27 protein-coding genes are annotated in these 24,874 nt (G+C 42.3%); 16 read left to right on the forward strand and 11 right to left on the reverse strand.

Annotated features, from left to right (window positions below; genetic code table 11):
- Positions 1 to 32: 32 nt before the first annotated feature.
- From mglB to mglC, 3 genes are all read left to right on the forward strand, one after another.
- Positions 33 to 1,025 (forward strand): galactose/glucose ABC transporter substrate-binding protein MglB, encoded by a 993-nt coding sequence (gene mglB, locus QZ106_RS04655; RefSeq protein WP_021616310.1) that lies wholly within the window; start codon positions 33 to 35, stop codon positions 1,023 to 1,025.
- Between the two features lie 85 nt (positions 1,026 to 1,110).
- Positions 1,111 to 2,631 (forward strand): galactose/methyl galactoside ABC transporter ATP-binding protein MglA, encoded by a 1,521-nt coding sequence (gene mglA / locus QZ106_RS04660; RefSeq protein WP_295975089.1) that lies wholly within the window; start codon positions 1,111 to 1,113, stop codon positions 2,629 to 2,631.
- 18 nt (positions 2,632 to 2,649) lie between these two features.
- Positions 2,650 to 3,660: a galactose/methyl galactoside ABC transporter permease MglC gene (gene mglC / locus QZ106_RS04665; protein WP_290521921.1), complete on the forward strand. Its 1,011-nt coding sequence runs from the start codon at positions 2,650 to 2,652 to the stop codon at positions 3,658 to 3,660.
- A gap of 114 nt (positions 3,661 to 3,774) precedes the next feature.
- Here mglC and QZ106_RS04670 read toward each other — a convergent pair whose 3' ends face one another.
- Together QZ106_RS04670 and QZ106_RS04675 are read right to left on the reverse strand one after the other, a co-directional pair.
- Positions 3,775 to 4,071, reverse strand: coding sequence for a DUF5377 family protein (locus tag QZ106_RS04670; RefSeq protein ID WP_295974875.1), 297 nt, complete (start codon positions 4,069 to 4,071; stop codon positions 3,775 to 3,777).
- A gap of 16 nt (positions 4,072 to 4,087) precedes the next feature.
- Positions 4,088 to 4,372, reverse strand: coding sequence for an alternative ribosome-rescue factor A (locus QZ106_RS04675; protein WP_048750702.1), 285 nt, complete (start codon positions 4,370 to 4,372; stop codon positions 4,088 to 4,090).
- A gap of 215 nt (positions 4,373 to 4,587) precedes the next feature.
- Between QZ106_RS04675 and rimO the strand changes: the two genes are divergently transcribed.
- From rimO to QZ106_RS04690, 3 genes are all read left to right on the forward strand, one after another.
- Positions 4,588 to 5,919, forward strand: coding sequence for a 30S ribosomal protein S12 methylthiotransferase RimO (gene rimO, locus QZ106_RS04680; RefSeq protein ID WP_295974882.1), 1,332 nt, complete (start codon positions 4,588 to 4,590; stop codon positions 5,917 to 5,919).
- Between the two features lie 59 nt (positions 5,920 to 5,978).
- Positions 5,979 to 6,452: a low molecular weight protein-tyrosine-phosphatase gene (locus QZ106_RS04685; protein ID WP_295974884.1), complete on the forward strand. Its 474-nt coding sequence runs from the start codon at positions 5,979 to 5,981 to the stop codon at positions 6,450 to 6,452.
- A gap of 127 nt (positions 6,453 to 6,579) precedes the next feature.
- Positions 6,580 to 6,798 carry a YdcH family protein gene (locus QZ106_RS04690; protein WP_021616303.1) on the forward strand — a complete coding sequence of 73 codons (219 nt, stop codon included), beginning with the start codon at positions 6,580 to 6,582 and terminating at the stop codon, positions 6,796 to 6,798.
- Between the two features lie 353 nt (positions 6,799 to 7,151).
- Here the strand turns inward: QZ106_RS04690 and sodC are convergent, their stop codons facing one another.
- Entirely contained in the window at positions 7,152 to 7,721 is a 570-nt protein-coding gene (gene sodC, locus QZ106_RS04695) for a superoxide dismutase [Cu-Zn] SodC (RefSeq protein WP_295974889.1), read from the reverse strand.
- Positions 7,722 to 7,899: 178 nt separating this feature from the next.
- On the opposite strand from sodC, the gene QZ106_RS04700 reads away from it, so the two are divergent.
- On the forward strand, positions 7,900 to 8,655 hold the full coding sequence (locus QZ106_RS04700; RefSeq protein ID WP_295974892.1) for a class I SAM-dependent methyltransferase: 756 nt from the start codon (positions 7,900 to 7,902) through the stop codon (positions 8,653 to 8,655).
- A 45-nt stretch (positions 8,656 to 8,700) separates the two neighbouring features.
- Here the strand turns inward: QZ106_RS04700 and recF are convergent, their stop codons facing one another.
- The 3 genes from recF to dnaA are packed head-to-tail and all read right to left on the reverse strand — an operon-like array spanning position 8,701 to position 12,253.
- On the reverse strand, positions 8,701 to 9,777 hold the full coding sequence (gene recF, locus QZ106_RS04705) for a DNA replication/repair protein RecF (protein ID WP_295974895.1): 1,077 nt from the start codon (positions 9,775 to 9,777) through the stop codon (positions 8,701 to 8,703).
- A 3-nt stretch (positions 9,778 to 9,780) separates the two neighbouring features.
- Positions 9,781 to 10,881, reverse strand: coding sequence for a DNA polymerase III subunit beta (gene dnaN, locus QZ106_RS04710; RefSeq protein ID WP_295974897.1), 1,101 nt, complete (start codon positions 10,879 to 10,881; stop codon positions 9,781 to 9,783).
- Positions 10,882 to 10,891: 10 nt separating this feature from the next.
- Entirely contained in the window at positions 10,892 to 12,253 is a 1,362-nt protein-coding gene (gene dnaA, locus QZ106_RS04715; RefSeq protein ID WP_295974899.1) for a chromosomal replication initiator protein DnaA, read from the reverse strand.
- Between the two features lie 427 nt (positions 12,254 to 12,680).
- On the opposite strand from dnaA, the gene rpmH reads away from it, so the two are divergent.
- The 5 genes from rpmH (at position 12,681) to yjgA (ending at position 15,692) form a co-directional block, all read left to right on the forward strand.
- Positions 12,681 to 12,815 carry a 50S ribosomal protein L34 gene (gene rpmH, locus QZ106_RS04720; protein WP_007241546.1) on the forward strand — a complete coding sequence of 45 codons (135 nt, stop codon included), beginning with the start codon at positions 12,681 to 12,683 and terminating at the stop codon, positions 12,813 to 12,815.
- A gap of 12 nt (positions 12,816 to 12,827) precedes the next feature.
- Positions 12,828 to 13,187, forward strand: coding sequence for a ribonuclease P protein component (rnpA, locus tag QZ106_RS04725; RefSeq protein WP_209363443.1), 360 nt, complete (start codon positions 12,828 to 12,830; stop codon positions 13,185 to 13,187).
- Positions 13,151 to 13,414, forward strand: coding sequence for a membrane protein insertion efficiency factor YidD (yidD, locus tag QZ106_RS04730; protein ID WP_209363441.1), 264 nt, complete (start codon positions 13,151 to 13,153; stop codon positions 13,412 to 13,414). Before rnpA ends, yidD begins: the two co-directional genes overlap by 37 nt.
- Entirely contained in the window at positions 13,414 to 15,045 is a 1,632-nt protein-coding gene (gene yidC / locus QZ106_RS04735; protein WP_295974918.1) for a membrane protein insertase YidC, read from the forward strand. The genes yidD and yidC overlap by 1 nt, the downstream gene beginning before the upstream one ends.
- A gap of 107 nt (positions 15,046 to 15,152) precedes the next feature.
- The gene (gene yjgA, locus QZ106_RS04740; RefSeq protein ID WP_295974919.1) at positions 15,153 to 15,692 is read left to right on the forward strand and encodes a ribosome biogenesis factor YjgA; all 540 of its coding nucleotides are present in this window, start codon (positions 15,153 to 15,155) and stop codon (positions 15,690 to 15,692) included.
- A 146-nt stretch (positions 15,693 to 15,838) separates the two neighbouring features.
- Here the strand turns inward: yjgA and fis are convergent, their stop codons facing one another.
- From fis to QZ106_RS04765, 5 genes are all read right to left on the reverse strand, one after another.
- The gene (gene fis, locus QZ106_RS04745; RefSeq protein WP_011608721.1) at positions 15,839 to 16,135 is read right to left on the reverse strand and encodes a DNA-binding transcriptional regulator Fis; all 297 of its coding nucleotides are present in this window, start codon (positions 16,133 to 16,135) and stop codon (positions 15,839 to 15,841) included.
- Positions 16,136 to 16,155: 20 nt separating this feature from the next.
- Positions 16,156 to 17,118 (reverse strand): tRNA dihydrouridine synthase DusB, encoded by a 963-nt coding sequence (gene dusB / locus QZ106_RS04750; protein ID WP_295974938.1) that lies wholly within the window; start codon positions 17,116 to 17,118, stop codon positions 16,156 to 16,158.
- A gap of 372 nt (positions 17,119 to 17,490) precedes the next feature.
- Entirely contained in the window at positions 17,491 to 18,861 is a 1,371-nt protein-coding gene (gene gorA, locus QZ106_RS04755; RefSeq protein ID WP_295974941.1) for a glutathione-disulfide reductase, read from the reverse strand.
- 108 nt (positions 18,862 to 18,969) lie between these two features.
- Entirely contained in the window at positions 18,970 to 19,815 is an 846-nt protein-coding gene (locus tag QZ106_RS04760; RefSeq protein WP_295974944.1) for a 23S rRNA (adenine(2030)-N(6))-methyltransferase RlmJ, read from the reverse strand.
- A 99-nt stretch (positions 19,816 to 19,914) separates the two neighbouring features.
- On the reverse strand, positions 19,915 to 22,479 hold the full coding sequence (locus tag QZ106_RS04765; protein WP_295974947.1) for a penicillin-binding protein 1A: 2,565 nt from the start codon (positions 22,477 to 22,479) through the stop codon (positions 19,915 to 19,917).
- 126 nt (positions 22,480 to 22,605) lie between these two features.
- On the opposite strand from QZ106_RS04765, the gene QZ106_RS04770 reads away from it, so the two are divergent.
- The 4 genes from QZ106_RS04770 to QZ106_RS04785 are packed head-to-tail and all read left to right on the forward strand — an operon-like array spanning position 22,606 to position 24,868.
- Positions 22,606 to 23,415 (forward strand): competence protein ComA, encoded by an 810-nt coding sequence (locus QZ106_RS04770; protein WP_295974950.1) that lies wholly within the window; start codon positions 22,606 to 22,608, stop codon positions 23,413 to 23,415.
- 9 nt (positions 23,416 to 23,424) lie between these two features.
- The gene (locus QZ106_RS04775) at positions 23,425 to 23,943 is read left to right on the forward strand and encodes a competence protein ComB (protein WP_295974953.1); all 519 of its coding nucleotides are present in this window, start codon (positions 23,425 to 23,427) and stop codon (positions 23,941 to 23,943) included.
- Complete coding sequence (locus tag QZ106_RS04780; RefSeq protein WP_295974956.1) at positions 23,940 to 24,473, forward strand: competence protein; 534 nt, start codon at positions 23,940 to 23,942, stop codon at positions 24,471 to 24,473. Before QZ106_RS04775 ends, QZ106_RS04780 begins: the two co-directional genes overlap by 4 nt.
- On the forward strand, positions 24,473 to 24,868 hold the full coding sequence (locus QZ106_RS04785; RefSeq protein ID WP_295974959.1) for a competence protein ComD: 396 nt from the start codon (positions 24,473 to 24,475) through the stop codon (positions 24,866 to 24,868). Before QZ106_RS04780 ends, QZ106_RS04785 begins: the two co-directional genes overlap by 1 nt.
- Positions 24,869 to 24,874 lie beyond the last annotated feature (6 nt).

Raw genomic sequence — 24,874 nt, forward strand, 5'->3', positions numbered from 1 at the left:
TTTATACCCACAATGAATGGAGAACATGCATTATGAAAAAAACCGTATTAAGTGCAGTTGCTTTAGCAGTAGCTTTTGGTGCCGGCATCAGTGCAGCACAAGCAGAAACCCGTATCGGTGTGACAATCTATAAATATGACGACAACTTTATGTCTTTGATGCGTAAAGAAATTCAAAAAGACGCAGATCAATTAAAAGACGTGAAATTATTAATGAATGACTCTCAAAACGCACAGTCAATTCAAAACGACCAAGTTGACGTATTACTTTCAAAAGGCGTAAAAGCGTTAGCCATCAACTTAGTTGACCCATCTGCGGCACCAACCATCATTGGTAAAGCAAAACCGGACAATATTCCTGTTGTGTTCTTCAATAAAGACCCAGGTGCAAAAGCAATCGCTTCTTATGATAACGCTTACTTTGTAGGTACCGATCCGAAAGAATCCGGTATTATCCAAGGTGACTTAATTGCCAAACAATGGAAAGCTATGCCGGCATTAGACTTAAACAAAGACGGTAAAATCCAATACGTTTTATTGAAAGGCGAACCGGGTCACCCAGATGCAGAAGCGCGTACCAAATATGTAATTGAGCAATTAAATGCGCAAGGTATCCAAACCGAACAACTCTTCATTGATACCGGTATGTGGGATGCGGCATTGGCGAAAGATAAAGTGGATGCCTGGTTGTCCAGCTCTAAAGCAAATGACATTGAAGTGATCATTTCTAACAACGACGGTATGGCATTAGGTGCATTAGAAGCGACTAAAGCACATGGTAAAAAATTACCGATCTTCGGTGTTGATGCACTACCTGAAGCATTACAACTGATCAAGAAAGGTGAACTTGCCGGTACCGTGTTAAATGACGGTGTAAACCAAGGTAAAGCCGTTGTTGAGTTATCGAATAACTTAGCAAACGGCAAACCGGCAACCGAAGGCACCAAATGGGAACTTAAAGACCGTGTGGTACGTGTTCCTTATGTGGGCGTAGATAAAGATAACTTATCTGAATTCTTAAAATAAATTTGTTTTATTAATGTAAGGGGAAGCGTAGGACAACACTTATGTCCCTTCCCCTTTATTTATGAGGTTGGATATGACAGAACAAATTCACAGTCAAAGCGGAAGCCAAAATGGCGAAGTTCTGCTTACCATGACTAATGTCAGCAAGTCCTTTCCGGGCGTAAAAGCCTTAGATCACGCAAACTTAAGCGTCCGTTCGCATTCTGTACACGCATTGATGGGGGAAAACGGTGCGGGTAAATCCACGTTGTTAAAATGCTTGTTCGGCATTTACGCTAAAGACGAAGGTGAAATCTTGTTTTTAGGCAAACCCGTGAATTTTAAAACCTCAAAAGAAGCTTTAGAAAACGGCATTTCCATGGTGCACCAAGAACTTAACCTTGTGCGTCAAACCAGCGTCATGGATAACCTGTGGCTAGGTCGTTACCCGCTGAAAGGGCCTTTTGTGGATCACGCAAAAATGTACCGTGATACCAAAGCGATTTTTGATGAATTGGACATTGATGTTGATCCAAGAGAAAAAGTCGCCAAACTTTCTGTTTCACAAATGCAGATGATCGAAATTGCGAAAGCGTTTTCTTACAACGCAAAAATTGTGATTATGGATGAACCGACATCCTCACTTTCCGAAAAAGAAGTAGAGCATCTGTTTAAAATTATTCAAAAATTAAAAGATCGCGGTTGCGGTATTATTTACATTTCTCACAAAATGGACGAAATTTTTAAAATTTGTGATGAAATCACCATTTTACGCGATGGCAAATGGATTAACACCATCCCGGTGAAAGGCACAACCATGGATCAAATTGTGTCCATGATGGTAGGTCGTGAACTGACTCAACGTTTCCCGGAAAAAACTAACGTTCCAAAAGAAATCATCTTAGAAGTGGAAAACCTGACAGCGTTAAACCAACCTTCTATTCAAAATGTGTCTTTCAATTTACGTAAAGGCGAAATTTTAGGGATTGCCGGCCTTGTCGGTGCGAAACGTACGGATATCGTGGAAGCCATTTTTGGTGTGCGTGAACTGAAAAGCGGCACGATTAAACTCAACGGAAAAACAGTAAAAAATCACACCGCACTTGAGGCAATCAATAATGGTTTTGCGCTCGTGACCGAAGAACGTCGTTCAACGGGGATTTACTCTAACTTAAGCATTGAGTTCAACTCGTTGATTTCCAACATGAAATCTTATTTAACCCCTTGGAAACTGCTCAGTAACAAGAAAATGAACAGTGATACACAATGGGTCATTGATTCCATGAATGTGAAGACACCATCACACAAAACAACGATTGGCTCGCTTTCCGGTGGTAACCAACAAAAAGTCATTATTGGTCGTTGGTTATTAACCCAACCGGAGATTCTGATGTTAGACGAACCAACCCGTGGGATCGATATCGGTGCAAAATTTGAAATTTACCAATTAATTCAGGAACTGGCGAAAAAGGATAAAGGCATCATCATGATCTCTTCCGAAATGCCTGAACTCCTTGGGGTAACCGACCGCATTCTCGTCATGAGTAACGGTAAAGTTGCCGGTATCGTTGAAACGGCAAAAACCTCTCAAGAAGAAATTTTGCAACTTGCCGCAAAATATTTATAAATAACAAAGGAACAAATTATGAGTGCCTTAGAAAAAAATAAATCATTCGATTTCCTAAAACAAAATGCGATTTATTTTGTGTTGTTGATTTTACTTGGCATCATCATCGCACAAGATCCGACATTTCTTAACTTGGTTAACTTCAGTAACATTCTGACCCAGTCCTCCGTGCGTTTAATCATCGCTCTTGGGGTTGCCGGCTTATTGGTCACACAAGGTACCGACTTGTCCGCCGGTCGTCAGGTTGGTCTCGCCGCGGTAATCTCCGCGACCATGTTGCAATCCATGGAAAACATGAACCGTGTTTTCCCTGACCTCGGTGAAATTCCAATTCCGGTGGTTATCCTTGCCGTTTGTGCTGTGGGTGCAGTCATCGGTTTAGTCAACGGTTTGGTTATTGCTTACTTAAACGTAACACCGTTTATCGCCACCATGGGTACCATGATTATCGTTTACGGTTTCAACTCCCTTTATTACGATGCTGTAGGCGGCTCCCCTATCGCCGGTTTCAGCGAAAACTTCTCTGTTTTTGCTCAAGGCTTCATCCGTCTAGGTTCGTTTAAGCTCTCTTATATCACTATTTATGCGGCCATTTGTGCTTTCGGTGTGTGGGTGATGTGGAACAAAACACGCTTCGGTAAAAATATCTTTGCTATCGGTGGTAACCCTGAAGCAGCAAAAGTTTCCGGTGTAAACGTGGCTCGTAACCTTGTTGTCATCTACATGATTGCCGGTATGTTCTATGCATTCGGTGGTATGTTAGAGGCTGGTCGTATCGGTTCTGCAACCAATAACCTCGGTTTCATGTATGAATTGGATGCTATCGCAGCCTGCGTGGTAGGCGGTGTATCTTTCGCCGGTGGTGTGGGTACGGTTATCGGTGTGATTACCGGGGTTATCATCTTCACCGTCATTAACTATGGTTTAACGTATATCGGTGTGAACCCTTACTGGCAATACATCATTAAAGGTAGCATCATCATCCTCGCAGTAGCTATCGACTCCTTGAAATACGCGAAGAAAAAATAATCTTCCAATTCATGAAACGTTAAAAAACGCCATAAAAAACGACCGCACTTTATATGTTATGGTTCGATGGCATAAAAAGAAACCCGATGTAATATTGGGTTTCTTTTTTATCAGTTAATCTTTTACCAGCCCTAAATTGCCGATTTTAATCCCTAAATGCCCTAAGGCTACCGGAGAGATTTGCTCGCTTAAATAAATGAATAATTCATCCAAATCGGTGAAGTCTTTTTTAATTTTAATTTGGTCTTCCACTTTGCGGGTAAAGGTATATGTTGTTTGATTGCCGTCGATATGTGCTTCCAACGTCACATAAATGGTTTCAAAAAAGTGGCTTTTCGCCCCTTCTTCGCCCGGATCGCTAATTCTGACGTTCCATGTGTTGTTAAATAAAATTTCTGTTTTCATTGTCATAATAACCTCATTTATATCAATACATTACATAAACTTTACGAATAGAAAAAAGCCCGATAATAAAATCTCTTATCATAGAAATCTTATTATCGGGCTTTTCGTAATAACGATTTGCGTGTTTCGCTTGACGTTGATAGCTGCCTTTGCCTTTCTTATTTCGTTCAACACGTTGGCGAAAGAGTTTATCGTGTAATAACGCTTGAATTGCATTCTCTTTAATCACACCGCGCTGATGCTGATAGGTCATCGTTCCTTGCGAATTTTGAGGCGGTGTCTGCAAGGCATGTTTTTGTTTTGCCATGATTTTTCCTCTTATGAATGAAAATAGGTTGTGTTTTTTAAGGGTTAAAAAACGGCACACATTATAGCGGATTCCGCTGAAATGAAAAGCTGTTACACGGAAAGCAAAACGTGAAAACCCGATTTTTATTGGCATTTCACTGTCGCCTTTTTGTACAAAAAAAGGTAGAATTAGCCCCTTTTTTATTACCCGCGATAGACTTTTTGAGAAAATTTATGAGTTCTACCCCAAACATCGGCTTTGTCAGCCTTGGTTGCCCGAAAAATTTAGTGGATTCAGAACGTATTCTGACGGAATTACGTTCCAACGGTTATAACATTATTCCGAGCTATGAAAATGCCGATTTAGTGATCGTGAATACTTGCGGCTTTATTGACAGCGCCGTACAAGAATCTTTGGAAGCTATTGGCGAAGCCTTGGAAGAAAACGGCAAAGTAATTGTGACCGGCTGCCTTGGCGCAAAAGAAGATCAAATTCGCCAAGTTCACCCAAAAGTGTTGGAAATCAGCGGCCCACACAGTTATGAAACCGTGATGAACCAGGTGCAAAAATATGTACCGAAACCGGCCTATAATCCGTATGAAAGCCTGCTGCCGGCGCAAGGTGTGAAACTCACGCCAAAACATTACGCCTATTTAAAAATTTCCGAAGGCTGCGACCATCGTTGCACGTTCTGTATTATCCCATCTATGCGTGGCGATTTGGACAGCCGTCCGATTACTCAAGTTTTGGATGAAGCCAAACGTTTAGTGGATGCTGGCGTAAAAGAGCTGTTAATTGTGTCCCAAGACACGTCCGCTTATGCCTTAGACCAAACCAAAGAAAACCAAAATAAAACCGTCTTTTGGAACGGCATGCCAATTAAAAATAATTTAATCAGCTTGTGTCGCCAATTAGGCAATTTGGGCATTTGGGTTCGCTTGCACTATGTTTATCCGTATCCGCACGTGGACGAATTGATTCCGCTCATGGCGGAAGGCAAGCTGTTGCCTTATTTGGACATTCCATTGCAACACGCCAGCCCGAAAATTCTGAAAGCCATGAAAAGACCCGGCAAAATCGACCGCACTTTAGAGCGCATTAAAGCGTGGCGTGAAATTTGCCCAGAATTAACCTTACGCTCTACCTTTATCGTTGGTTTCCCAGGAGAAACGGAAGAAGATTTCCAAATGCTGTTGGATTTCTTGAAAGAGGCACAGCTAGATCGAGTGGGCTGTTTCAAATTCAGCCCGGTAGAAGGTGCGCCGGCGACAGAGATGCCGGATCAAGTGCCGGAAGACGTGAAAGAAGAACGTTATCATCGTTTCATGCAACTCCAACAAGCCATTTCCGCGGCTCGCTTACAACAAAAAATCGGCAAAACGTTAAAAGTCATTGTGGATGAAATCAACGAAGACGGCATTATTGGTCGTTCCATGGCGGATGCGCCGGAAATTGACGGCTTGGTGTATGTAGATAATCAAAGCCAAAGTGCGGTCAATATTGGCGATGTAATTTCTGTGCATATTACGGATGCTGATGAATACGATTTATGGGGAACCTGTTAATTCCTTCAACAAAAATCCTCGCCATGAGGATTTTTTTATGACTTTTGAGAGAGAAAAAAATGCAACCAATCAAAATCCTTTTCGTCTGTTTAGGCAATATTTGTCGTTCTCCGATGGCAGAATACGTCATGCGGGAAAAAATCAAACAGGCTCATTTGCAACACAAAATCCAAACTGCCAGCGCCGGCACCTCCGGGTGGCACGACGGCGAAGGTATGCACTGCGGCACTGCCGACATACTGGATCAACATAAAATCGCTTCAAATGATTTTGTCAGCCGTAAAGTGCGGTTAAAAGATTGGGCGGATTTTGATTATCTGATTGCCATGGACAATGAAAATTTACGGGATTTGGAAAAGCTATTTGGACATCATCCGGAAAAACTGTTTCAAATCACCGCACTTTGCCCAGATTTAGGCATCGATCACATTCCGGATCCGTGGTTTACCAAAAATTTCAATCAAACCTATGAATTATTAGATGCGTGTTGCGATGCGTTGTTAGATAAAATTAAGCAAGAACACAGACTGTAATAAGCGTTATACGTTATACACTTATTTTGTGATCTCTCGCACATTTATTTTCAGTGAGATTTGCTACTATAACCCTAACATAACAGTCGTTATGTCGAATCAAAACTTGATATGAGGTATTTCCACTATGTTTCCTGAATTTAGAGATCTAATTACTAAACTTAAAACTGAAGATGCACATTTTGCCAATTTGTTTGATAAACATAATGAGCTCGATCAACGTATTAAAAACATCGAATCCAATATTGAATTGGGCACGCACAATGAAGTGGAATTGTTGAAGAAGGAAAAATTACGTTTAAAAGATGCCATGTACGAAGTGTTGAAAAAGGCTGACGCCAAATAAGTTAATGGCAGAGAATGCACGTGTAAAGTGCGGTCAAAAACTCAGCAATTTATTGCTGATTGCGGCACGATGAGGCTCATTATGCCAACGTGTCTTAAGTAAGATTTAAGCGCCACGGCACGGAATCTAATGTGGAAACGTGCATGATGGCGCTTAATCATTGTAAGAAAGACAAATGCTGAGGTTGTTAGCGTTACTGTAAGTGATTATATCACAGCTCACTTGAACAGAAATAAAAAGGACTGATTTCGATGTAATATCGTTGTCAGTCCTTAATTTTATTACCTCGTTTTTCGTGGGTGGATTCAATTCTTAATTATTTTCCACCGCACTTTTGGTGTCTCGTCGTTGGCTTATTTAATTACACCACATGCCATACGTGCACCGCCACCACCAAGTGGAGCAGGGTGGTCAGAGTGGTTGTCGCCACCCACGTGGATCATGATAGAATGACCACGAACGTCATCAAGGTGTTTGATACGTGGTGCAAGAACAGGGTTAGTCGCTGTGCCATCATGTAATACGGTTAATGCCGGTAGATCCCCTAAATGGGCATCATCTTGCCATGGATAGCCGTGTTGTTTTGTGCCTTTAGGATCCCAGTGACCGCCAGCACCTAAGCCCGCGGTGAGTTTTCCTTCTTTTTCTTTGGGTTCACAACTTGGATTTTCATGAATATGGAAACCATGCAATCCTTCGCTTAATCCTTGTAAATTCGGGGTAAATACTAAACCGTAATTGGATTCAGTAATGGTAACGGTCCCCACATCTTTGTTACCGTTTACCGGATCAAGTTGTTGCACTTTCACTTCAATGGAAGCACCGGTAGGCGCCATATTATCGTGTTTGTGTTCATGGGCGTTCGCCATGCTTGCAGCACAGATTGCGCTGATGCTTACAGCTAAGAGAGTTTTAAATTTCATTGGTTTACTCCTTTTATGTTAAAAATCTCTTATATTCTAACTAAAATAAGGCATAAATCGAGCATTTTTAGAATGTTATTGACTATCAACGACATTTGAATTTTTTATCTTTTTTCTTTAATCGAAATGAGATTTATTTATAATAGGCATCACTGCTATTTTATTTAGGAGAAATCAGATGGCTAAAGAAGAAGTCGGTCATAATTTTTTGGCACGTTTAGGTAAAACCCGTTTGCGCCCGGGTGGTCGTAAAGCCACCGATTGGTTGATTGCAAGCGGTGATTTTAATAAAGATAAAAAAGTACTGGAAGTGGCCTGTAATATGTGTACTACCGCCATTGGCTTGGCGAAGCAATATGGTTGCCGGATTGAAGGTGTTGATTTAGATGAAAACGCCTTGGAAAAAGCTAGAGCCAATATTGCTGCAAATAATTTACAGGACAAAATTCATGTGCAGCGCGCCAATGCCATGAAATTGCCTTTTGAAGACAATACCTTTGATATTGTGATTAATGAGGCGATGCTTACCATGCTGCCTGTTGAGGCCAAAATGAAGGCAGTTGCCGAATATTTTCGCGTATTGAAACCGGGTGGCTTTTTGCTGACTCATGATGTGATGTTAGTGGGGGATGACCATAAAACCATTTTGGAAAATATGCGCAATGCCATCAATGTGACGGTCACGCCATTAACCAAAGACGGTTGGAAACAGGTGTTTTTAGATAGTGGTTTTCGTAATATCGAAACCTTTTCTGGCGAGATGACACTGTTGTCGCCAAAAGGCATGATCTATGACGAAGGCGTGTTAGGTACACTGAAAATCATTAAAAATGCCATGAAAGCGGAAAATCGTGAGCAGTTTAAGAAAATGTTTAGCACCTTTAATGACCCTGAGCATAAATTGCATTTTATTGCGGTTTGTAGTCAGAAGTGATCTACTTTCTTGAGATTAGCCTCCCAAACTGGAGGCTAATTTCTTTTATAATGATTCAATTTTGCCTGACTCGATCTTAAAAGTGCGGTGCTTTTTCGGTTGCATTTCGTTGAGCTGATTTTGTGTAATGGCGGTGACAAAAACTTGTGAGCCGCTGTTTTGTAGGCGTTCAGCGAGAAGACTGCGTTTAGTTTGATCCAACTCGGAGGCAAAGTCATCAATAAGGAAAATACAATGGCGTTGTTTTTGTTCCATCAAATGTTCACCTTGAGCCAAACGCAAGGCGCACATTAATAATTTCAGCTGACCACGCGATAAAATATCTTCCACCGGCAATCCATTGGCTTTAAAGCGAAAATCGGCTTTTTGCGGACCGGAAACCGTATAGCCTAATGCACGATCCCGCTGGAAATTACGCTCTAGCAATTCTGCGTAGCTTTGTTCTTTTTCCCAGCCTTGATGAAAACTCGCGCCAATGTCGAGTTCCGGCAGGAATAAACGGCAAGTTTGTTCAATTTCCGGTTGCAGGGCTTGTGCATATTCAGATCTTAGCAGACTTACCTGCTCGGCAAGTTTTACCAATTCTACGTCCCAAATTTTCATTTGTTGATAACCGGAAACTTGCTGTAAGGCGGCATTTCGTTGTTTTAGTAAACGGCTTAAACTCGCCCACAGGTTATAAAAACTCACGTGATGATGAAATAAGCCCCAATCCAGAAAGGCGCGGCGATAGCTTGGGCCCCCGTTGAGCAAATTTAAACCTTCCGGCGTGATGATTTGCATAGGGAGCAAGTGTGCGAGGTCGGAAATTTTATTGCCGTCTTCGCCATTGATTTTTACGAGCGTGTTGCCTTGGCGTAGCTTTTGTAAACCTACCGACCATTGATGTTGCTGTTCTTGAATTTGCCCGAAGAGGGTAAAGTGCGGTTGATCGTAAGAAATAATCCGATTACTGACCGCACTTTTAAAAGAGCGCCCGTGACCTAAATAGAAAATGGCTTCTAGCAAGCTGGTTTTGCCGCTGCCGTTGTTGCCAACCAAAAAGTTAAAGCTGTGATCCAATTCCAGATCCACGGCTTGTAAATTACGAAAATTTTCAACGGTTAAACGTGAAATCGCCATACATTATAAGCGCATCGGCATAATCACATATTCTGCGCTGGCATCTTCACAATCTTCAATTAAGCAGCTGGAAGAGGCATCGGTTAAGCGCATACGCACTTGGTTGCATTTCAACGCATTTAACACATCAAGAATATAGCTGACGTTAAAGCCCACTTCCATTTCTTCGCCGCCGTAAGAGACATCGATAATTTCTTCTGCCACTTCTTGTTCCGGGTTGGTGGCGGTGATTTTCAGTTGGTTTTCACTAAGTTGTAAGCGCACGCTACGGAAACGTTCGTTAGATAAAATTGCTGCGCGTACAAAGGCTTGTTTTAAGGTTTCCCAACCTGCTTCAACGATGCGGGTGGCATTGCGTGGCAACACACGACGGTAATCAGGGAAACGACCATCAATAAGTTTTGATGTGAATGTAATATTGTTTAATTGAATGCGAAGGTTATTGGTACCGATTTGCAAACGCGCCGGTTGATCGCTTGGTTCCAACAAACGTGCCAGTTCTAACACGCCTTTACGCGGTAAAATCACTGAATGAGTCTGTAAATCTTGTTCTAATGGAATAGTACAAACCGCTAAACGGTGGCCATCGGTTGCGACGGTGCGTAATAAATTACCTTCCGTTTCAAATTTCATACCATTTAAGAAATAGCGCGCGTCTTGATTTGCCATGGAAAATTGGGTAGCTTCAATCAAACGGCGTAGCGTCGCTTGCTCAAGAGTGAAATCGACTTCTGATTGCCAATCTGTGAGGTTTGGATAATCTTCCGCCGGTAAGGTGGATAAATTGAAGGTGCTACGACCGGAACGCACAATGGCGCGATCTTCTTCAAATGTAACGGCAATTTCTGCATTCTCCGGCAAACTACGACAAATATCTAAGAATTTTTTTGCCGGCATGGTGAATTTGCCGTCTTGTTCTGCGTGAAGCAATGGCGTTTTAGTAGAAAGCTCCACTTCTAAATCCGTGCCGGTAATGGTTAATTGGTGATTCTCAATGTGCAATAAGACGTTATTTAACACGGGAATATTCGGGCGACTATTTAATACGCCACACACTTGTTGCAACGGCTTCAATAAATTTTCGCGAGAAATAATAAATTGCATTTGGTGACTCCTATACGGATAAAATTCGAATTAAATTAGCCCAATCTTCTTGGATATCCAGCTCGGATTCCCGTAATTCAATGACTTTACGACAGGCGTGTAATACCGTCGTGTGATCGCGATCCCCGAAAGACTTGCCGATTTCCGGCAGGCTGCGGTTGGTCAATTCTTTTGCCAACGCCATTGCCACTTGGCGCGGACGAGCCACTGAGCGGGAGCGGTTTTTTGATTTTAAATCGGAGACTTTAATGCGGTAGTATTCCGCCACCACTTTTTGAATATTGTCAACCGTGACTAACTTATCTTGCAGTGCCAACATATCTTTTAGGGTTTCACGCACAAAATCAATGGTGATCGGTTCCCCCTTAAATTCCTGCATGGCTTTCACTCGATTTAAGGCGCCTTCCAATTCTCGCACATTGGTGCGTAATTTTTGACCGATGAAAAACGCCACATCGTGGGGTAGATCTACGTTATTTTCTTCCGCTTTTTTCATCAAAATGGCAACACGGGTTTCAAGATCAGGCGGTTCAATAGCGGTTGTCAGTCCCCAGCCAAAACGAGATTTTAGGCGTTCTTCAATTTTTTCAATTTCTCGTGGATAACGGTCTGAAGTCAAAATGATTTGGCGACCACGTTCAAATAAGGTATTGAAAATATGGAAAAATTCTTCTTGGGTTTTTTCTTTATCGCTGAAAAATTGAATATCATCCACTAACAAAGCATCTAAAGAGCGGTAGAATTTTTTAAATTCTTCCATTTTGTTGTCACGAATATACGCCACAACCTGTTGCACAAAACGCTCGGAGTGAATATATACCACTCGCGCCTCCGGATTATTGGCGATAATGCCGTTGCCGATGGCGTGCAACAAGTGGGTTTTACCTAAGCCAGTACCACCGTATAAGAAAAGTGGATTTGCGGTTTGTTCGCCGGGATTATCTGCCACTTTTTGTGCCACAGCACGTGCCAGTTGGTTAGATTTCCCCTCAACGAAGTTATCAAACACCAATTTAGTGTTTAAGTTGGAATTGTAAGGTGTTTTACTGGTGTTTTTTTCTTCCGAAAAACCGACCGCACTTTGTTTTTTCGTAGGTTTCTCTACTTTTGGGGCAGTGGGTTTAATGCCTTCAATCACGGATACATTGAGATTGGGGTTTGCGCTGGCTTGACGGGCAACATCCAGAATTAATGGCAGGTAATTATCGATCACCCATTTTTGCACAAAGGCATTTGACGCATAAAGCAAAAGGCTCTCAGCCGTTGCCTCTGCTTGCAACGGATAAAGCCAAATTTTGAAATCGTCTGCAGGAATTTTATCTTGAATTTGTAACAAACAGCTTTGCCAAAGTGCATCAGACCGGTTTTCCACTTTATGTATCCCTAATTAATAGTAATTGATGATTTTCATAGGTGTTTAACCAACCGGCGATATGTTTGTTTTTATATTGTCTAGCTGGCAACAGAATATCCTAAAACGCGGATTTTCGGCTGAAAGTGCGGTTGGAAAGGGAATCATTCTACAATAAAGGGAGAAAAAGATCTTTAACCGATGATCAAAAAATGCAAAAAAGGTTGCTTGCCATTTTTTGTTAAAAACGTATAATTTCGGGGCTTCTAAATGCATGAGTTGGGGAAAATTTAAACAGTTTTTAGATTTCTCCTTGATTCTTATTTGACGGATGGCGAGTTTACGATTAAAATTCGACTCCTTAATTTTTGAATATTCTTATTTTTTGCGTGTTTTTAAAACATTCAAAATAGAAACTGTTAATTCACTATTTTTTAGGTACATAATAATGAAACGCACATTTCAACCTTCCGTATTAAAACGCAACCGTACTCACGGCTTCCGTGCTCGTATGGCTACGAAAAATGGCCGTCAAGTTTTAGCTCGTCGTCGCGCTAAAGGTCGTAAAAGTTTATCTGCCTAATCGCATATTAATGTGGTTAAGCTAAACTTTCCTAGGGAGTTACGTTTGTTAACTCCCGAACATTTTAAATACGTCTTCCAACAGCCGTTTCGCGCTAGTTCACCTGAAATCACTATTCTTGCTCGCCAAAATCACCTTGAGCACCCACGCTTAGGTTTAACTGTGGCAAAAAAACACCTCAAACGTGCTCATGATCGTAATCGTATTAAACGGTTATGCCGTGAATCCTTTCGTTTGAGCCAACACCGTTTACCGTCTTATGATTTTGTTGTTGTCGCTAAACAAGGAATTGGTCGTTTAGACAACCGCACTTTATGGCAAATACTGGATAAATTATGGCAACGACACATTCGTTTGGCGCAAAAATCCTGATCGGATTCATTCGGTTCTATCAAGTTGTTATCAGCCCATTAATCGGCCCTCGTTGCCGTTTTACTCCGACTTGTTCCTGCTATGGCATTGAGGCGTTAAAAAACCATGGCATGGTAAAAGGAGGTTGGCTTACGATAAAACGTATATTAAAATGTCATCCCTTACACGCGGGTGGATACGATCCTGTTCCACCAAAGATCAATAATAACAAAACAGAGAATAAATAATGGATTCAAGACGAAGCCTGCTAGTCATCGCACTACTCTTTATGTCTTTTGTTGTTTATCAGCAATGGCAACTTGATTATCACACGCCAAAACCAACGGTTACCGAGCAAGTAAAAAATGCCGTTTCTGATGTTCCCTCTTCAGCAAATTTAAATGCCGTTGCAGCAACAAACGAAGCGTCAACCAACGGCCGTATTATCACCTTAGAAAATGATGTATTCCGCTTGCAAATCAATACAGCTGGTGGCGATGTTATCCGTTCAGAATTATTAAAATACGATGCCGAATTGAATTCTAATACGCCATTCGTATTATTACAAAATACACCGGAACACCAGTATGTTGCGCAAAGTGGGTTAATTGGTAAAGACGGCATTGATACCAAAGCTGAACGTGCCTTATACCAAGTGGAAGGCGATACCTTTAAATTGGCAGAAGGACAAAATGAATTGGTGGTTCCTTTTACCTATGAGCGTAACGGGGTAACCTATCGCAAAATTTTTGTGTTGAAACGTGGCGAATATGCGGTTGCGGTTAATTATGAAATTAATAACCAAAGTGATGCGGCAATTGAAGTTGAACCTTATGCTCAATTAAAGCATCGTTTAGTGGACAGTTCCGATAGCATCGCGATGCCAACCTACACCGGTGGTGCTTATTCTTCTTCTGAAACTAACTACAAAAAATACAGTTTCAGCGATATGGAAAATGCCGATCTCTCTATTCAAACAAAAGCTGGTTGGGTTGCGGTATTACAGCATTACTTTGTTTCTGCTTGGATCCCAAATCAAGATGTAGATAATCAGCTTTATACCCGAACTGATAAAGCTAATAATGTCGGCTCAATTGGTTATCGTAGTCCGGCGGTAGTGATTCAACCACATAGCACTGAAACCTTAACCAGCAAATTATGGACAGGTCCAAAATTACAAAATGAAATGGCAAAAGTGGCCGATCATTTAGATTTAACCGTGGACTATGGTTGGGCATGGTTCATTGCAAAACCGCTTTTCTGGTTACTTACGTTTATTCAGCAATTAGTCCATAACTGGGGCGTTGCCATCATCTGTATTACATTAATCGTAAAAGCCATTTTATATCCGCTTACGAAAGCGCAATACACGTCTATGGCCAAAATGCGTATGTTACAACCGAAATTGCAAGAAATGCGCGAACGTTTCGGTGATGATCGTCAACGCATGAGCGAAGAAATGATGAAATTGTATCGAGACGAAAAAGTGAATCCATTAGGCGGTTGCTTCCCGTTATTGTTACAAATGCCGATTTTCATCGCTTTATACTGGACGTTTATGGAAGCGGTTGAACTACGCCATGCGCCATTCTTTGGCTGGATTCAAGACTTGTCTGCACAAGATCCGTATTACATCCTACCAATCTTAATGGGCGCATCCATGTTCTTGTTGCAAAAAATGTCGCCGACACCGGCTGCCGACCCGATGCAACAAAAGATCATGAATTTTATGCCGTTAATGTTCATGGCATTCTTCCTTTGGTTCCCGGCTGGCTTAGTACTTTACTGGTTAGTGTCTAACCTCATCACGATTATCCAACAACAGCTGATTTATCGTGGTTTAGAGAAAAAAGGGTTACATACCCGTCATAAAAAATAAACCTTACGCTTTCAATGAAAGTGAGTAACATCGGGACTGGTTTCTAAGAAACCAGTCCTCTTTTTATCTTACTTCCCAAAAGAACGACACAGAATCGGAGATAACACATGGCAAAACGCAAACAAGATGATTTTGAATGGCAAAATGAAGAACAAGAAGAGATTATTTGGGTTAGTAAAAGTGAAATAAAACGTGATGCCGAAGCATTAAAAAAACTTGGTGAAAAATTGGTTGAGTTAACCCCGGCAAAATTAGGCAAAATTCCACTTGATGATAACTTACAAGAGGCGGTTTTTCTTGCTCAGCGTCTGCAAAAAGAAGCACGTCGTCGCCAGTTACAATATATTGGTAAATTATTGCGAAATACAGACGTTGAACCTATTCAAGAGGCACTTGATAAGATTGAAAATAAACACTTACAACAGCAGGTAGTACTACATAAACTAGAATTATTGCGTGATGAACTCATCGAACAAGGCGACGCGGCATTAACCCGCCTATTTAATGATTATCCACAAGCCGACCGACAACAATTACGCAATCTTATTCGTTCAGCCAAAAAAGAAAGAGAGCAAAATAAACCTGCCAAAGCGTATCGTGAACTTTTTCAATGTTTAAAGGAGATCTTTCTTACGGAGTCGCTTTAGTAGGCGGTGATAAGGCTTTGAAAGCGTGAATGTGGAGTTTAATACAGTCAAATGGTTTTTGGATTGGTTATGACCACAATAAACTACTGAATAAATAAAAAGCCCTTGTCACAGGGACAAGGGCTACGATCAAAATCAGTTAAAAACTAACCCATACCGTATTTTTTTAATTTTTTACGCAAAGTGCCGCGGTTAATGCCGAGCATGGTTGCTGCGCGGGTTTGATTGCCACGAGTATATTGCATAATCATATCTAACATTGGGTGTTCGACTTCTGCCAGTACCAATTCATACAGATCATTCACATCTTGACCGTCCAATTGGGATAAATAATTTCTTAACGCTTGTTTTACAGAGTCGCGCAATGGTTTGTTAGTGACTTGAGATTGAGAATTCAGCACTGAAACAGTTAATGCTTCTGCCGGATTACGTTGTTCTAGCATTTTTCTATCCATTAATTAAATCAAATTAAACTAAAAAATCGCTCTAATGCGGACAATTGTGCCGAAGCAGAGGTGAGCGCATTAAAATCTTGTTTAAAAACAGAATCGGGTTGAATGTCCTGTAAATACCAAGCAATATGCTTGCGTGCAATTCGGTAGCCTTTTTCTTCTCCGTAAAAGCGATGCAATTCCCGGATATGCTGTAAAATTACACGACATTTTTCTTCTAAGCTTGGCGCCTGAATAATCGAATCATGTTCCACTAGCCCAACCACGGATTGAAACAACCAAGGTCGGCCTAATGCACCACGTCCGATCATAATGCCATCTGCACCCGTGTCATCGAGTACCGCTTTAGCTTTTTGGGCAGAAGTAATATCACCGTTAGCAATCACCGGAATCGTGACTTGCTGCTTCACCAATCGAATATGTTCATATTCTGCCTCGCCTTCAAATTTGCAGGCGCGGGTACGACCATGAATGGTTAACGCTTGAATGCCACTTTGTTCCGCGATTTTGGCGATTTCTACACAATTTCGATTTTCCAAATCCCAACCTGTGCGAATTTTTAAGGTTACCGGAACCTCAACAGACTTCACCACAGACTCAAGAATTTGTCGAACAAGTTGGGGATATTGTAAAAGTGCGGAGCCCGCCATTTTACGATTCACCTTCTTTGCCGGACAGCCCATATTAATATCAATAATTTGAGCGCCGTATTCCACATTCACTTGAGCGGCTTGTGCCATTTCATCGGGATCGGAACCCGCAATTTGTACGGCGTTTATACCGGCGTCTTGGTGATGAGCCAAACGCAATTTCGATTTCTCGGTGTGCCATACCTGCGGGTTGGTTGACATCATTTCTGAGAAAGTCAAACCTGCGCCATACGTAGCACAAATTCGACGAAAAGGTTGATCTGTAATGCCGGCCATGGGCGCCAATAAAATGCGATTTTTTAATTGATAATAACCAATACGCATTACGACTCCAACATTTCCAATCATTTGACCAAACTCGGCTGCCAACCGACAAGGTGCGCTATCATACGCACTTTTCGAACGTTTGCAAAGGGTAATTTTTATACAAAATAGATTTTTTTGATCATCCGGTGAAATTGGCAATCAGGCGAGGAGAAATGAAGGCAAAATAAGTCATGGTGAATTCAAAAATCAGCCGAAAAAGTTGTTTTAAAAGGGGCGGAAATCGGTGAAAAATCGGCGTGGTCAGATGCTCGTTATTATGAGCGTTCAGGAGATGTTGATAACATCCAAAGTGCGGTTGTTTTTTTCATTGTTTTCGTAAAATAAAGGGCCTGATGATGTTCAGGCCCAAAAGTGATTGTTCAGGAAGTATTAACGCATGGTCACGAATTCTTCCGAACCGGTCGGGTGGATGGCAACGGTGTTGTCAAAATCCGCTTTTGTCGCACCCATTTTGATCGCCACGGCAAAACCTTGGATCATTTCGTCGACGCCAAAACCGATACCATGTAAACCTACGATTTTTTCCTCTTTACCCACGCACACCAATTTCATGCGGCAAGGTTGACGATGTTGGGTGACAGCCGTGTACATAGAAGTAAAGGAAGATTTATACACTTTTACATTTTCCGCACCATATTGTTCAATGGCTTGTGGTTCGGTTAATCCCACAGTGCCAATTGGCGGATGACTGAACACTACGGACGGCACTAAATTGTAGTCTAAATGTTCGTTCGGTTTATTGTTAAACAGGCGTTCGGATAAACGACGTCCGGCGGCAACCGCCACCGGCGTGAGTTCAATGCCGCCTTCAATAATATCGCCTACCGCATAAATGCCCGGCACATTGGTGTTTTGGTATTTATCTACCTTGATGAAACCACGCGCATTCGCTTCTACGCCGGCGGCGTGTAAATTAATTTTATCGGTCGTCGGCTCACGTCCAATCGCCCAAATCAAGCAATCTACGGTTTGCGCACGACCATCTTCGAGGTGAAGCGTCACCGAGCCATCTGCATTTTTTACCACCTCTTTTGGAATGGCATGAGTGTGCAGCGTAATACCGTCTTGTTGCATGGATTCCACCAAGGTTTCCACCATCATTGGATCAAAATTACGCAACGGTGCGTGTTTACGCACAAATAAGTGGGTTTCCACACCAAGGCTGTTCAAGACACCTGCCAACTCCACAGCAATATAACCTGCGCCGACAACAGCTGTGCGTTTAGGCAGCTCGGTTAACGCAAAAACGCCATCAGAATCAATACCGTATTCCGCGCCTTTTATTGCAGGAATACTTGGACGTCCGCCGGTAGCAATCAAGATATGATCTGCCGTTACCTGTTCGGTGGAACCATCGCCGAAAGTTACTTCAAGGGTATTTTTATTGACAAATTTGGCAAAACCACGAATCACATCCACGTTATTTTTTGCCAACACGTTATCGTATGAAGTATGAATACGGGAAATATAGGCTTGACGGCTTTCCACTAGCTTGGCGAAATCAAATTTTTTCACGTCCACATCAAAACCGTAATCCGGTGCATAATGATGGATGGCTTCCGCAATTTGTGCGCCGTAGAACATCACTTTTTTCGGCACGCAGCCCACGTTAACACAGGTTCCACCTAAATGTTTTGCTTCAATAATGGCACATTTTTTGCCATAACTTGCTGCACGGTTAATGGAAGCAATTCCACCGCTGCCACCACCGATGGCAATGTAATCATAATGTTTTGTCATAGTCTGTCCTTAATAAATAAAATTACGCCATATTCTCTAATAAACTGCGTTTTTCACGCAAACTGAATAAATGAATCAGTCTAATCGGTATTATCTCAGTCGGCAGTATTATTCCGGCGTAATCCAATTCACCGACCAACTGCCGGTGCCCTGCGGCACAAGTGCGGTGGTTAAATACGGCAAAATGGATTTCATCTGCTGTTCCAACATCCAAGGTGGATTCACCACAATCATACCACTGGCTGTCATGCCACGTTGTTCAGAATCCGGACGCACCGCCAATTCGATTTGCAAAATTTTACGAATCCCCGTGGCTTCTAAGCCTTTTACAATACGTTTAGTTTGTTGACGTAACACCACCGGATACCAAATGGCATACACACCGGTTGCAAAACGTTTATAACCTTCTTCAATGGCTTTCACCACCAAATCATAGTCTTCTTTCAGTTCATAAGGTGGGTCAATTAGCACCAAGCCACGACGCTCTTTGGGCGGCAATGTGGCTTTGACTTGCTGAAAGCCATCGCCGATTTTCACCGTCACATTTTCAAATTCTTTGAAATTATTGCGTAACAAAGGAAACTCGCTTGGGTGCAATTCCATCAGCAGCGCACGATCCTGTGGGCGTAATAAATTCGCAACCAACAAAGGAGAACCTGCGTAATAACGCAATTCTGTGCCGCCATAGTTGAGTTTTTTAATCAGTGCCACATAGCGCGCCACTTCCGGCGGTAAATCTTCTCGTCCCCACAAACGACCGATGCCGTCCATATATTCAGCCGTTTTCTCCGCTTCTGCACTAAATAAACGATAACGCCCTGCGCCTGCATGGGTATCTAAATAATAAAAACCTTTTTCTTTTTGCTGTAGGCTTTCAATAATCAACATTAATACGATATGTTTCAACACATCCGCATGATTGCCAGCATGAAAACTATGGCGATAACTTAGCATAAATCCTACTTATAACCGTTTCAAAAAACGTTGTAAAAAAACACCGCACTTTTGTGCAGAAAAAAGAAGCCCAACAGCTGTCGGGCCTCCTATAATACACTAGAATAATTCTTCCGGTTGACCACCGGCAGGATTGTTTAATAATTCACTTGGTACGTAATAGCCACGTTCTTCAACATAAACACGGGTTGGTTCGGTGCCTTTAATAAAATATTCCACACGCCCACCGTTGGCTAGCAAACCAGAACGCACATCAATGCGTTTTTCCACAATATTTGCCGGTGTCGGTAAATTACGCTCAGGTGTATCTTTCAAAATAGCCTTCATATAACTTATCCATGCCGGCATCGCACTTTTCGCACCGGCTTCGCCACGGCCTAAATTAAATTTATTGTCATCGAAACCAATATACACAGCCGTGGTTAAGTTCGCGCCAAACCCGGCATACCATGCGACCTTGGAGTTATTGGTCGTTCCGGTTTTACCGCCAATGTCTTTACGTTTAATTTCGTTTGCCATACGCCAACTGGTGCCTTTCCAACCCAATCCTTGTTCACCATAGATGGCGGTATTTAATGCGCTGCGAATTAAGAAGGCTAATTCACCGCTAATAACCCGTGGGGCATATTGTGTGGCGGATGAGCTTGTTTTTGCGTCTGCCATAAAATTCAAATTCTCTTCTTTTATTGCATCGGCACGCGGTTGTAATTCCGGAATATCCGGCACATTTTCCCCTTGCTCGATTTCTTCTTCTCCGTTGGTCGCCTCATCACTGCGTTTTAAATTATCTGCAACCGTCAAATCCGTATTTTTAAAGCCATCTAGCTTCTCTGTTTCACCATAAATAACCGGCACATTATCACAAGTTGGGCAAGCTAATTTCGGATTTGCTACAAAAATTTCCTTGCCGGTGTTATCTAAGATTTTATTGATAATATAAGGATCGATTAAATAACCGCCATTATTGAACACCGCATAACCGCGCGCCATTTCAAGTGGCGTAAAGGAGGCCGCACCTAATGCAAGCGCTTCACTGGCAAAATATTGATCCCGCTTGAAACCGAAACGTTGTAAGAAATCCGCCACGAAATCAACGCCGGTCATTTGCATGGCACGGATCGCAATCATGTTTTTAGATTGGCCTAATCCCACGCGTAAACGTAACGGGCCATCATAACGATCCGGGGAGTTTTTCGGGCGCCATTCTTTTTGACCCGGTTTTTTCAATACAATCGGCGTATCTTGCAACACGCTGGATAGGGTTAAGCCTTTTTCTAAAGCCGCTGCATAAATAAACGGTTTAATGGAAGAACCCACTTGCACCAAAGACTGTGTTGCACGGTTAAATTTACTTTGTTCAAAACTAAATCCACCCACAATAGCTTCAATGGCACCGTTGTCACTGTTTAATGACACTAACGCAGAGTTAGCTTGCGGAATCTGGCCTAAGACCCATTCACCCTTGTCATTTTTACGAATCCAAATTTGATCCCCGGTTTTTACTGGATTGGCTTGTCCGGTCCAACGCATGGCGCTACTCGGCAATGTCATCTTTTCCTCAGATGCTAACAGCAATTCTGCGCCGGATTTGGAAACGCTGATGACGGCGGCGGGAATAAACGGTTCAGAATTCGGTAGTTTTTTCAAGAAGCCAATAATGGTGTCGTTATCCCAAGGGGTTTCGCTTTTTTTCCACAATGGCGCACCGCCACGGTAGCCATGACGCATATCATAAGCGATTAAATTATCACGCACGGCTTTTTGTGCGACTTCTTGGTCGTTAGAAAGCACGGTGGTATAGACTTGGTAACCTTTGGTGTAGGCATTTTCTTCACCAAAGCGTTTTACCATTTCCTGACGCACCATTTCTGTCACATAATCCGCTCGAAAATCTAATTTCGCACCATGATAGCTGGCGACAATCGGCTCTTTTAGGGCAGCATCGTATTCTTGTTGTGTGATGTATTTTTGATCCAACATACGCCACAACACAACATTGCGACGTTCCAGTGCACGTTTTGGTGAGGAAAGCGGATTCATTGTGGAAGGGGCTTTTGGCAAACCGGCAATGACAGCCATTTCAGATAAGGTTAATTGATTTAATTCCTTACCAAAATAGGTTTTTGCCGCGGCCGCAACGCCGTAAGAACGGTAGCCGAGATAAATTTTATTGAGATACAGCTCTAAAATTTCTTGTTTGTTTAACGCATTTTCAATTTCAATCGCCAAAATCGCTTCTTTGGCTTTACGCGTGAAGGTTTTTTCTGATGTTAAAAAGAAGTTTCGCGCTAATTGTTGTGTAATGGTACTTGCTCCTTGAGAGGTGCCACCTTTATTGATCGTCACCATTAATGCTCGCGCGATCCCGATAGGATCCAACCCATGATGTTCATAAAAACGGCTATCTTCTGTTGCCAATACGGCTTGAATTAATTTTTCAGGAATATTTTCCAATTTTACCGGAATACGACGTTGTTCACCGACTTCACCAATTAACTTACCGTCTGAGGTGTAAATTTGCATCGGCTGTTGCAACTCCACCGTTTTCAAACTTTCTACATCGGGTAACTCTGACTTGAACTGGACATAGACTATGCCGACAGCAATACAGCCCAGAATAAATAAGGTTAACAAGGTGCTTAATATTAATTTTGCGATCCGCATCGAAAATTTCTCGCTTACTTAAAGGGGGTTAAGAAAATTAAAATAAAGTTAGCCAATAAGTATAAAGACTACGCGCCTAAAGAAAAAGCGAAAACTGTTGGAAATCGGGGGAATCAGGATAAATTTATGTTCATAAAACGTACACCTTCAATTCAAGTCGGCCTCTGGTTGCGTCATCACGCTATTGATGTGGTTTGGTTCGATAAGGACAATCGTCCGTATAGTGAGTGTTTGGAAAAATTAGATTTACTGGAGCTTCCCGCCACCCTTAATCGCCGACTTGCTATGCCTGCACGCAGAAAATCACCCTATAAATTTATTACCGCCATCATGCCGCATCATATCTGGCAAAAAACACTGATTTTGCCGCACAATCTCACCCCGCTGGAATGTGAGCAACAATGTCATTTTACACTCTCCAACGAGTTGCCGTTGCCGCTTGAGGAGATTTGGTATGACTATGCCGCCACCCCATTAAAACAGGGTTTCCGTTTGGAAATCTTCGCGATTCGCCAACAAATTGCAACGGATTACTTACAGCAATTTATGCCGCTACAGATTGAGGTGTTAGACAACATGGCGAAAGCCTTGTTACGTGGCGCAGAATATGTGTTAGGCAAGCCCTTGCCGGCAGGAGCCATTTTCTTATATCAAGATGAACAAGGCGGATTAGCCGTACAACCCAAACTGCAACAAAATCAAACCTTATTCCAAACAGGGACAAATTTGACCGCACTTTTTGAGCAATATTGCCATCGTTATGACGAAAAACCGGAAGCCGTTTTTTACTTGCAAACGGAAGACACTGAAACGGCAGTGCCGGATCATTGGCATTGTCTCTCAACGGAATTGCCGCTTATCGCCCTTGGTAATGCGTTATGGCAACAAGATACGTACGCCAAATCCACCGCACTTTTTGATGCACCGATAGGTTAAGGAAAGGTGATGAAAAAAGACATTAATCTGTTGCCGTGGCGATTACAGCAACGTCGCCGACAAGCCAAAGCCTTGGTAACGAAATGCGTGGCAGGTGCGGTGCTTTGCTCGAGTATCAGTGTGGGGTTATACCATGTTGCCGAACAGCACACAAAACAGGCGGAAAAATTACAACATGAATATGTAGAACTACAACGTGAGTTACAACTTACACAACAACACATTCAGCAGATCAGACATCATCAACGTCATGACCAAGAGACCCAAGCAATCACCAAAGAAACCGTTTTTTTATTGCTAAATCAATTAGCTGAGTTACCACTTACACAAGGAGAGCTATCCGCGTTGGCGCTTTCGGAGCATCATTTAACGCTTACCGGCCAAAGTGTTAGCCAAGAGGAGTTCGATCGCCTTAACCATTTTCTGACCGAACAAGCGTTATTTAGCGAAGTGAAACTCACGGAATTTAAACCGCAAGCGCAAGAAATGCGGTTTCAGTTTGATCTCAAGTTGCAGGTAACCCCATGAAATGGATAGATAAAATGGCAACGACACCTCTGTTAACGCATTGGTATCAGCTTGCTGCTTGGCAACAGACGGCCTTGTTATGTGCGCTGGGTGTTGCCTCACTTTCTTTGCCGGCACAACATTATTGGCAGCAATGGACACAATTAGCACAACTGACAGAACAACAGGAAATGCAACAGGCGACATTAGCACATCAACAAAAAATTTTGGCAGCACTAAAAGAAAAAGCCGATAAGCATTTACTTACACCGAAATTGGCAGGCAAACTTTCGGCAGTTAATCAGCAAATTCAACAGCTTGCTCAATCATTACACATTGAACATAGCCAGTGGGACTTTCATCAAACAGCGTTGTTAACACTGCACGTTCAAGGCTATTTTGATGAGTTAAGTGCATTTTTGACCGCACTTCTAACAGAAAATGCGGGGTTGGCGTTAGTGGAATGGCAGGTGCAAAAACGTACTGAATCGAATAATGACAGTGTCCTTTTCAGCGAACTGTTATTCCAATTCAATCCTGAGGAAAAATAATGGTAAGACAAATGTTATGGTTATTCATCAGCGTGATGATCAGCCACGCCGGTTGGGCGAATGATCCTTTTGATAAAACCCGCCGTCAGGGAATGATGCAAGCTACATCGGAAAAACAAAACAGCACGCCAAATTCAACCTGCCACACTACGCCGTCAACCATTTTTCCGCAAACGGCCTTTGAACAGATTCAAGTGATCGGCGTATTACAACATCACACCGATTGGCAAGTCATCTTGCTTGCCGACAATCAAGTCAGCCTTGCGCATACCGGCGATTTGATTGCTGCCGAGCATATTCAAATTAGCAAGATCGACAAACAACACATTGATTTTTTACGTTGGGACAATAGTGCGAACTGTGAGAAAACCACCCCTTTTCAAGTGAAATTTTAAGGAAGA

Source organism: uncultured Aggregatibacter sp. (genome assembly GCF_901873365.1).
Lineage (GTDB): Bacteria > Pseudomonadota > Gammaproteobacteria > Enterobacterales > Pasteurellaceae > Aggregatibacter.

Excerpts from the sequence above, each read along its gene's own strand:
- fis (WP_011608721.1), bottom strand. The coding sequence starts at position 16,135 with ATGCTAGAACAACGTAATCCGGCAGAAGCATTAACTGTTTCAGTGCTG.
- recF (WP_295974895.1), bottom strand. The coding sequence starts at position 9,777 with ATGGCGATTTCACGTTTAACCGTTGAAAATTTTCGTAATTTACAAGCC.
- mglB (WP_021616310.1), top strand. The coding sequence starts at position 33 with ATGAAAAAAACCGTATTAAGTGCAGTTGCTTTAGCAGTAGCTTTTGGT.
- QZ106_RS04760 (WP_295974944.1), bottom strand. The coding sequence starts at position 19,815 with ATGCTAAGTTATCGCCATAGTTTTCATGCTGGCAATCATGCGGATGTG.
- QZ106_RS04700 (WP_295974892.1), top strand. The coding sequence starts at position 7,900 with ATGGCTAAAGAAGAAGTCGGTCATAATTTTTTGGCACGTTTAGGTAAA.
- QZ106_RS04685 (WP_295974884.1), top strand. The coding sequence starts at position 5,979 with ATGCAACCAATCAAAATCCTTTTCGTCTGTTTAGGCAATATTTGTCGT.
- QZ106_RS04770 (WP_295974950.1), top strand. The coding sequence starts at position 22,606 with ATGTTCATAAAACGTACACCTTCAATTCAAGTCGGCCTCTGGTTGCGT.
- yjgA (WP_295974919.1), top strand. The coding sequence starts at position 15,153 with ATGGCAAAACGCAAACAAGATGATTTTGAATGGCAAAATGAAGAACAA.
- yidC (WP_295974918.1), top strand. The coding sequence starts at position 13,414 with ATGGATTCAAGACGAAGCCTGCTAGTCATCGCACTACTCTTTATGTCT.
- rimO (WP_295974882.1), top strand. The coding sequence starts at position 4,588 with ATGAGTTCTACCCCAAACATCGGCTTTGTCAGCCTTGGTTGCCCGAAA.
- QZ106_RS04675 (WP_048750702.1), bottom strand. The coding sequence starts at position 4,372 with ATGGCAAAACAAAAACATGCCTTGCAGACACCGCCTCAAAATTCGCAA.
- rpmH (WP_007241546.1), top strand. The coding sequence starts at position 12,681 with ATGAAACGCACATTTCAACCTTCCGTATTAAAACGCAACCGTACTCAC.
- QZ106_RS04785 (WP_295974959.1), top strand. The coding sequence starts at position 24,473 with ATGGTAAGACAAATGTTATGGTTATTCATCAGCGTGATGATCAGCCAC.
- mglC (WP_290521921.1), top strand. The coding sequence starts at position 2,650 with ATGAGTGCCTTAGAAAAAAATAAATCATTCGATTTCCTAAAACAAAAT.
- dnaN (WP_295974897.1), bottom strand. The coding sequence starts at position 10,881 with ATGCAATTTATTATTTCTCGCGAAAATTTATTGAAGCCGTTGCAACAA.
- QZ106_RS04780 (WP_295974956.1), top strand. The coding sequence starts at position 23,940 with ATGAAATGGATAGATAAAATGGCAACGACACCTCTGTTAACGCATTGG.
- QZ106_RS04690 (WP_021616303.1), top strand. The coding sequence starts at position 6,580 with ATGTTTCCTGAATTTAGAGATCTAATTACTAAACTTAAAACTGAAGAT.
- dusB (WP_295974938.1), bottom strand. The coding sequence starts at position 17,118 with ATGCGTATTGGTTATTATCAATTAAAAAATCGCATTTTATTGGCGCCC.
- QZ106_RS04765 (WP_295974947.1), bottom strand. The coding sequence starts at position 22,479 with ATGCGGATCGCAAAATTAATATTAAGCACCTTGTTAACCTTATTTATT.
- sodC (WP_295974889.1), bottom strand. The coding sequence starts at position 7,721 with ATGAAATTTAAAACTCTCTTAGCTGTAAGCATCAGCGCAATCTGTGCT.
- QZ106_RS04670 (WP_295974875.1), bottom strand. The coding sequence starts at position 4,071 with ATGACAATGAAAACAGAAATTTTATTTAACAACACATGGAACGTCAGA.
- QZ106_RS04775 (WP_295974953.1), top strand. The coding sequence starts at position 23,425 with ATGAAAAAAGACATTAATCTGTTGCCGTGGCGATTACAGCAACGTCGC.
- yidD (WP_209363441.1), top strand. The coding sequence starts at position 13,151 with ATGGCAACGACACATTCGTTTGGCGCAAAAATCCTGATCGGATTCATT.
- gorA (WP_295974941.1), bottom strand. The coding sequence starts at position 18,861 with ATGACAAAACATTATGATTACATTGCCATCGGTGGTGGCAGCGGTGGA.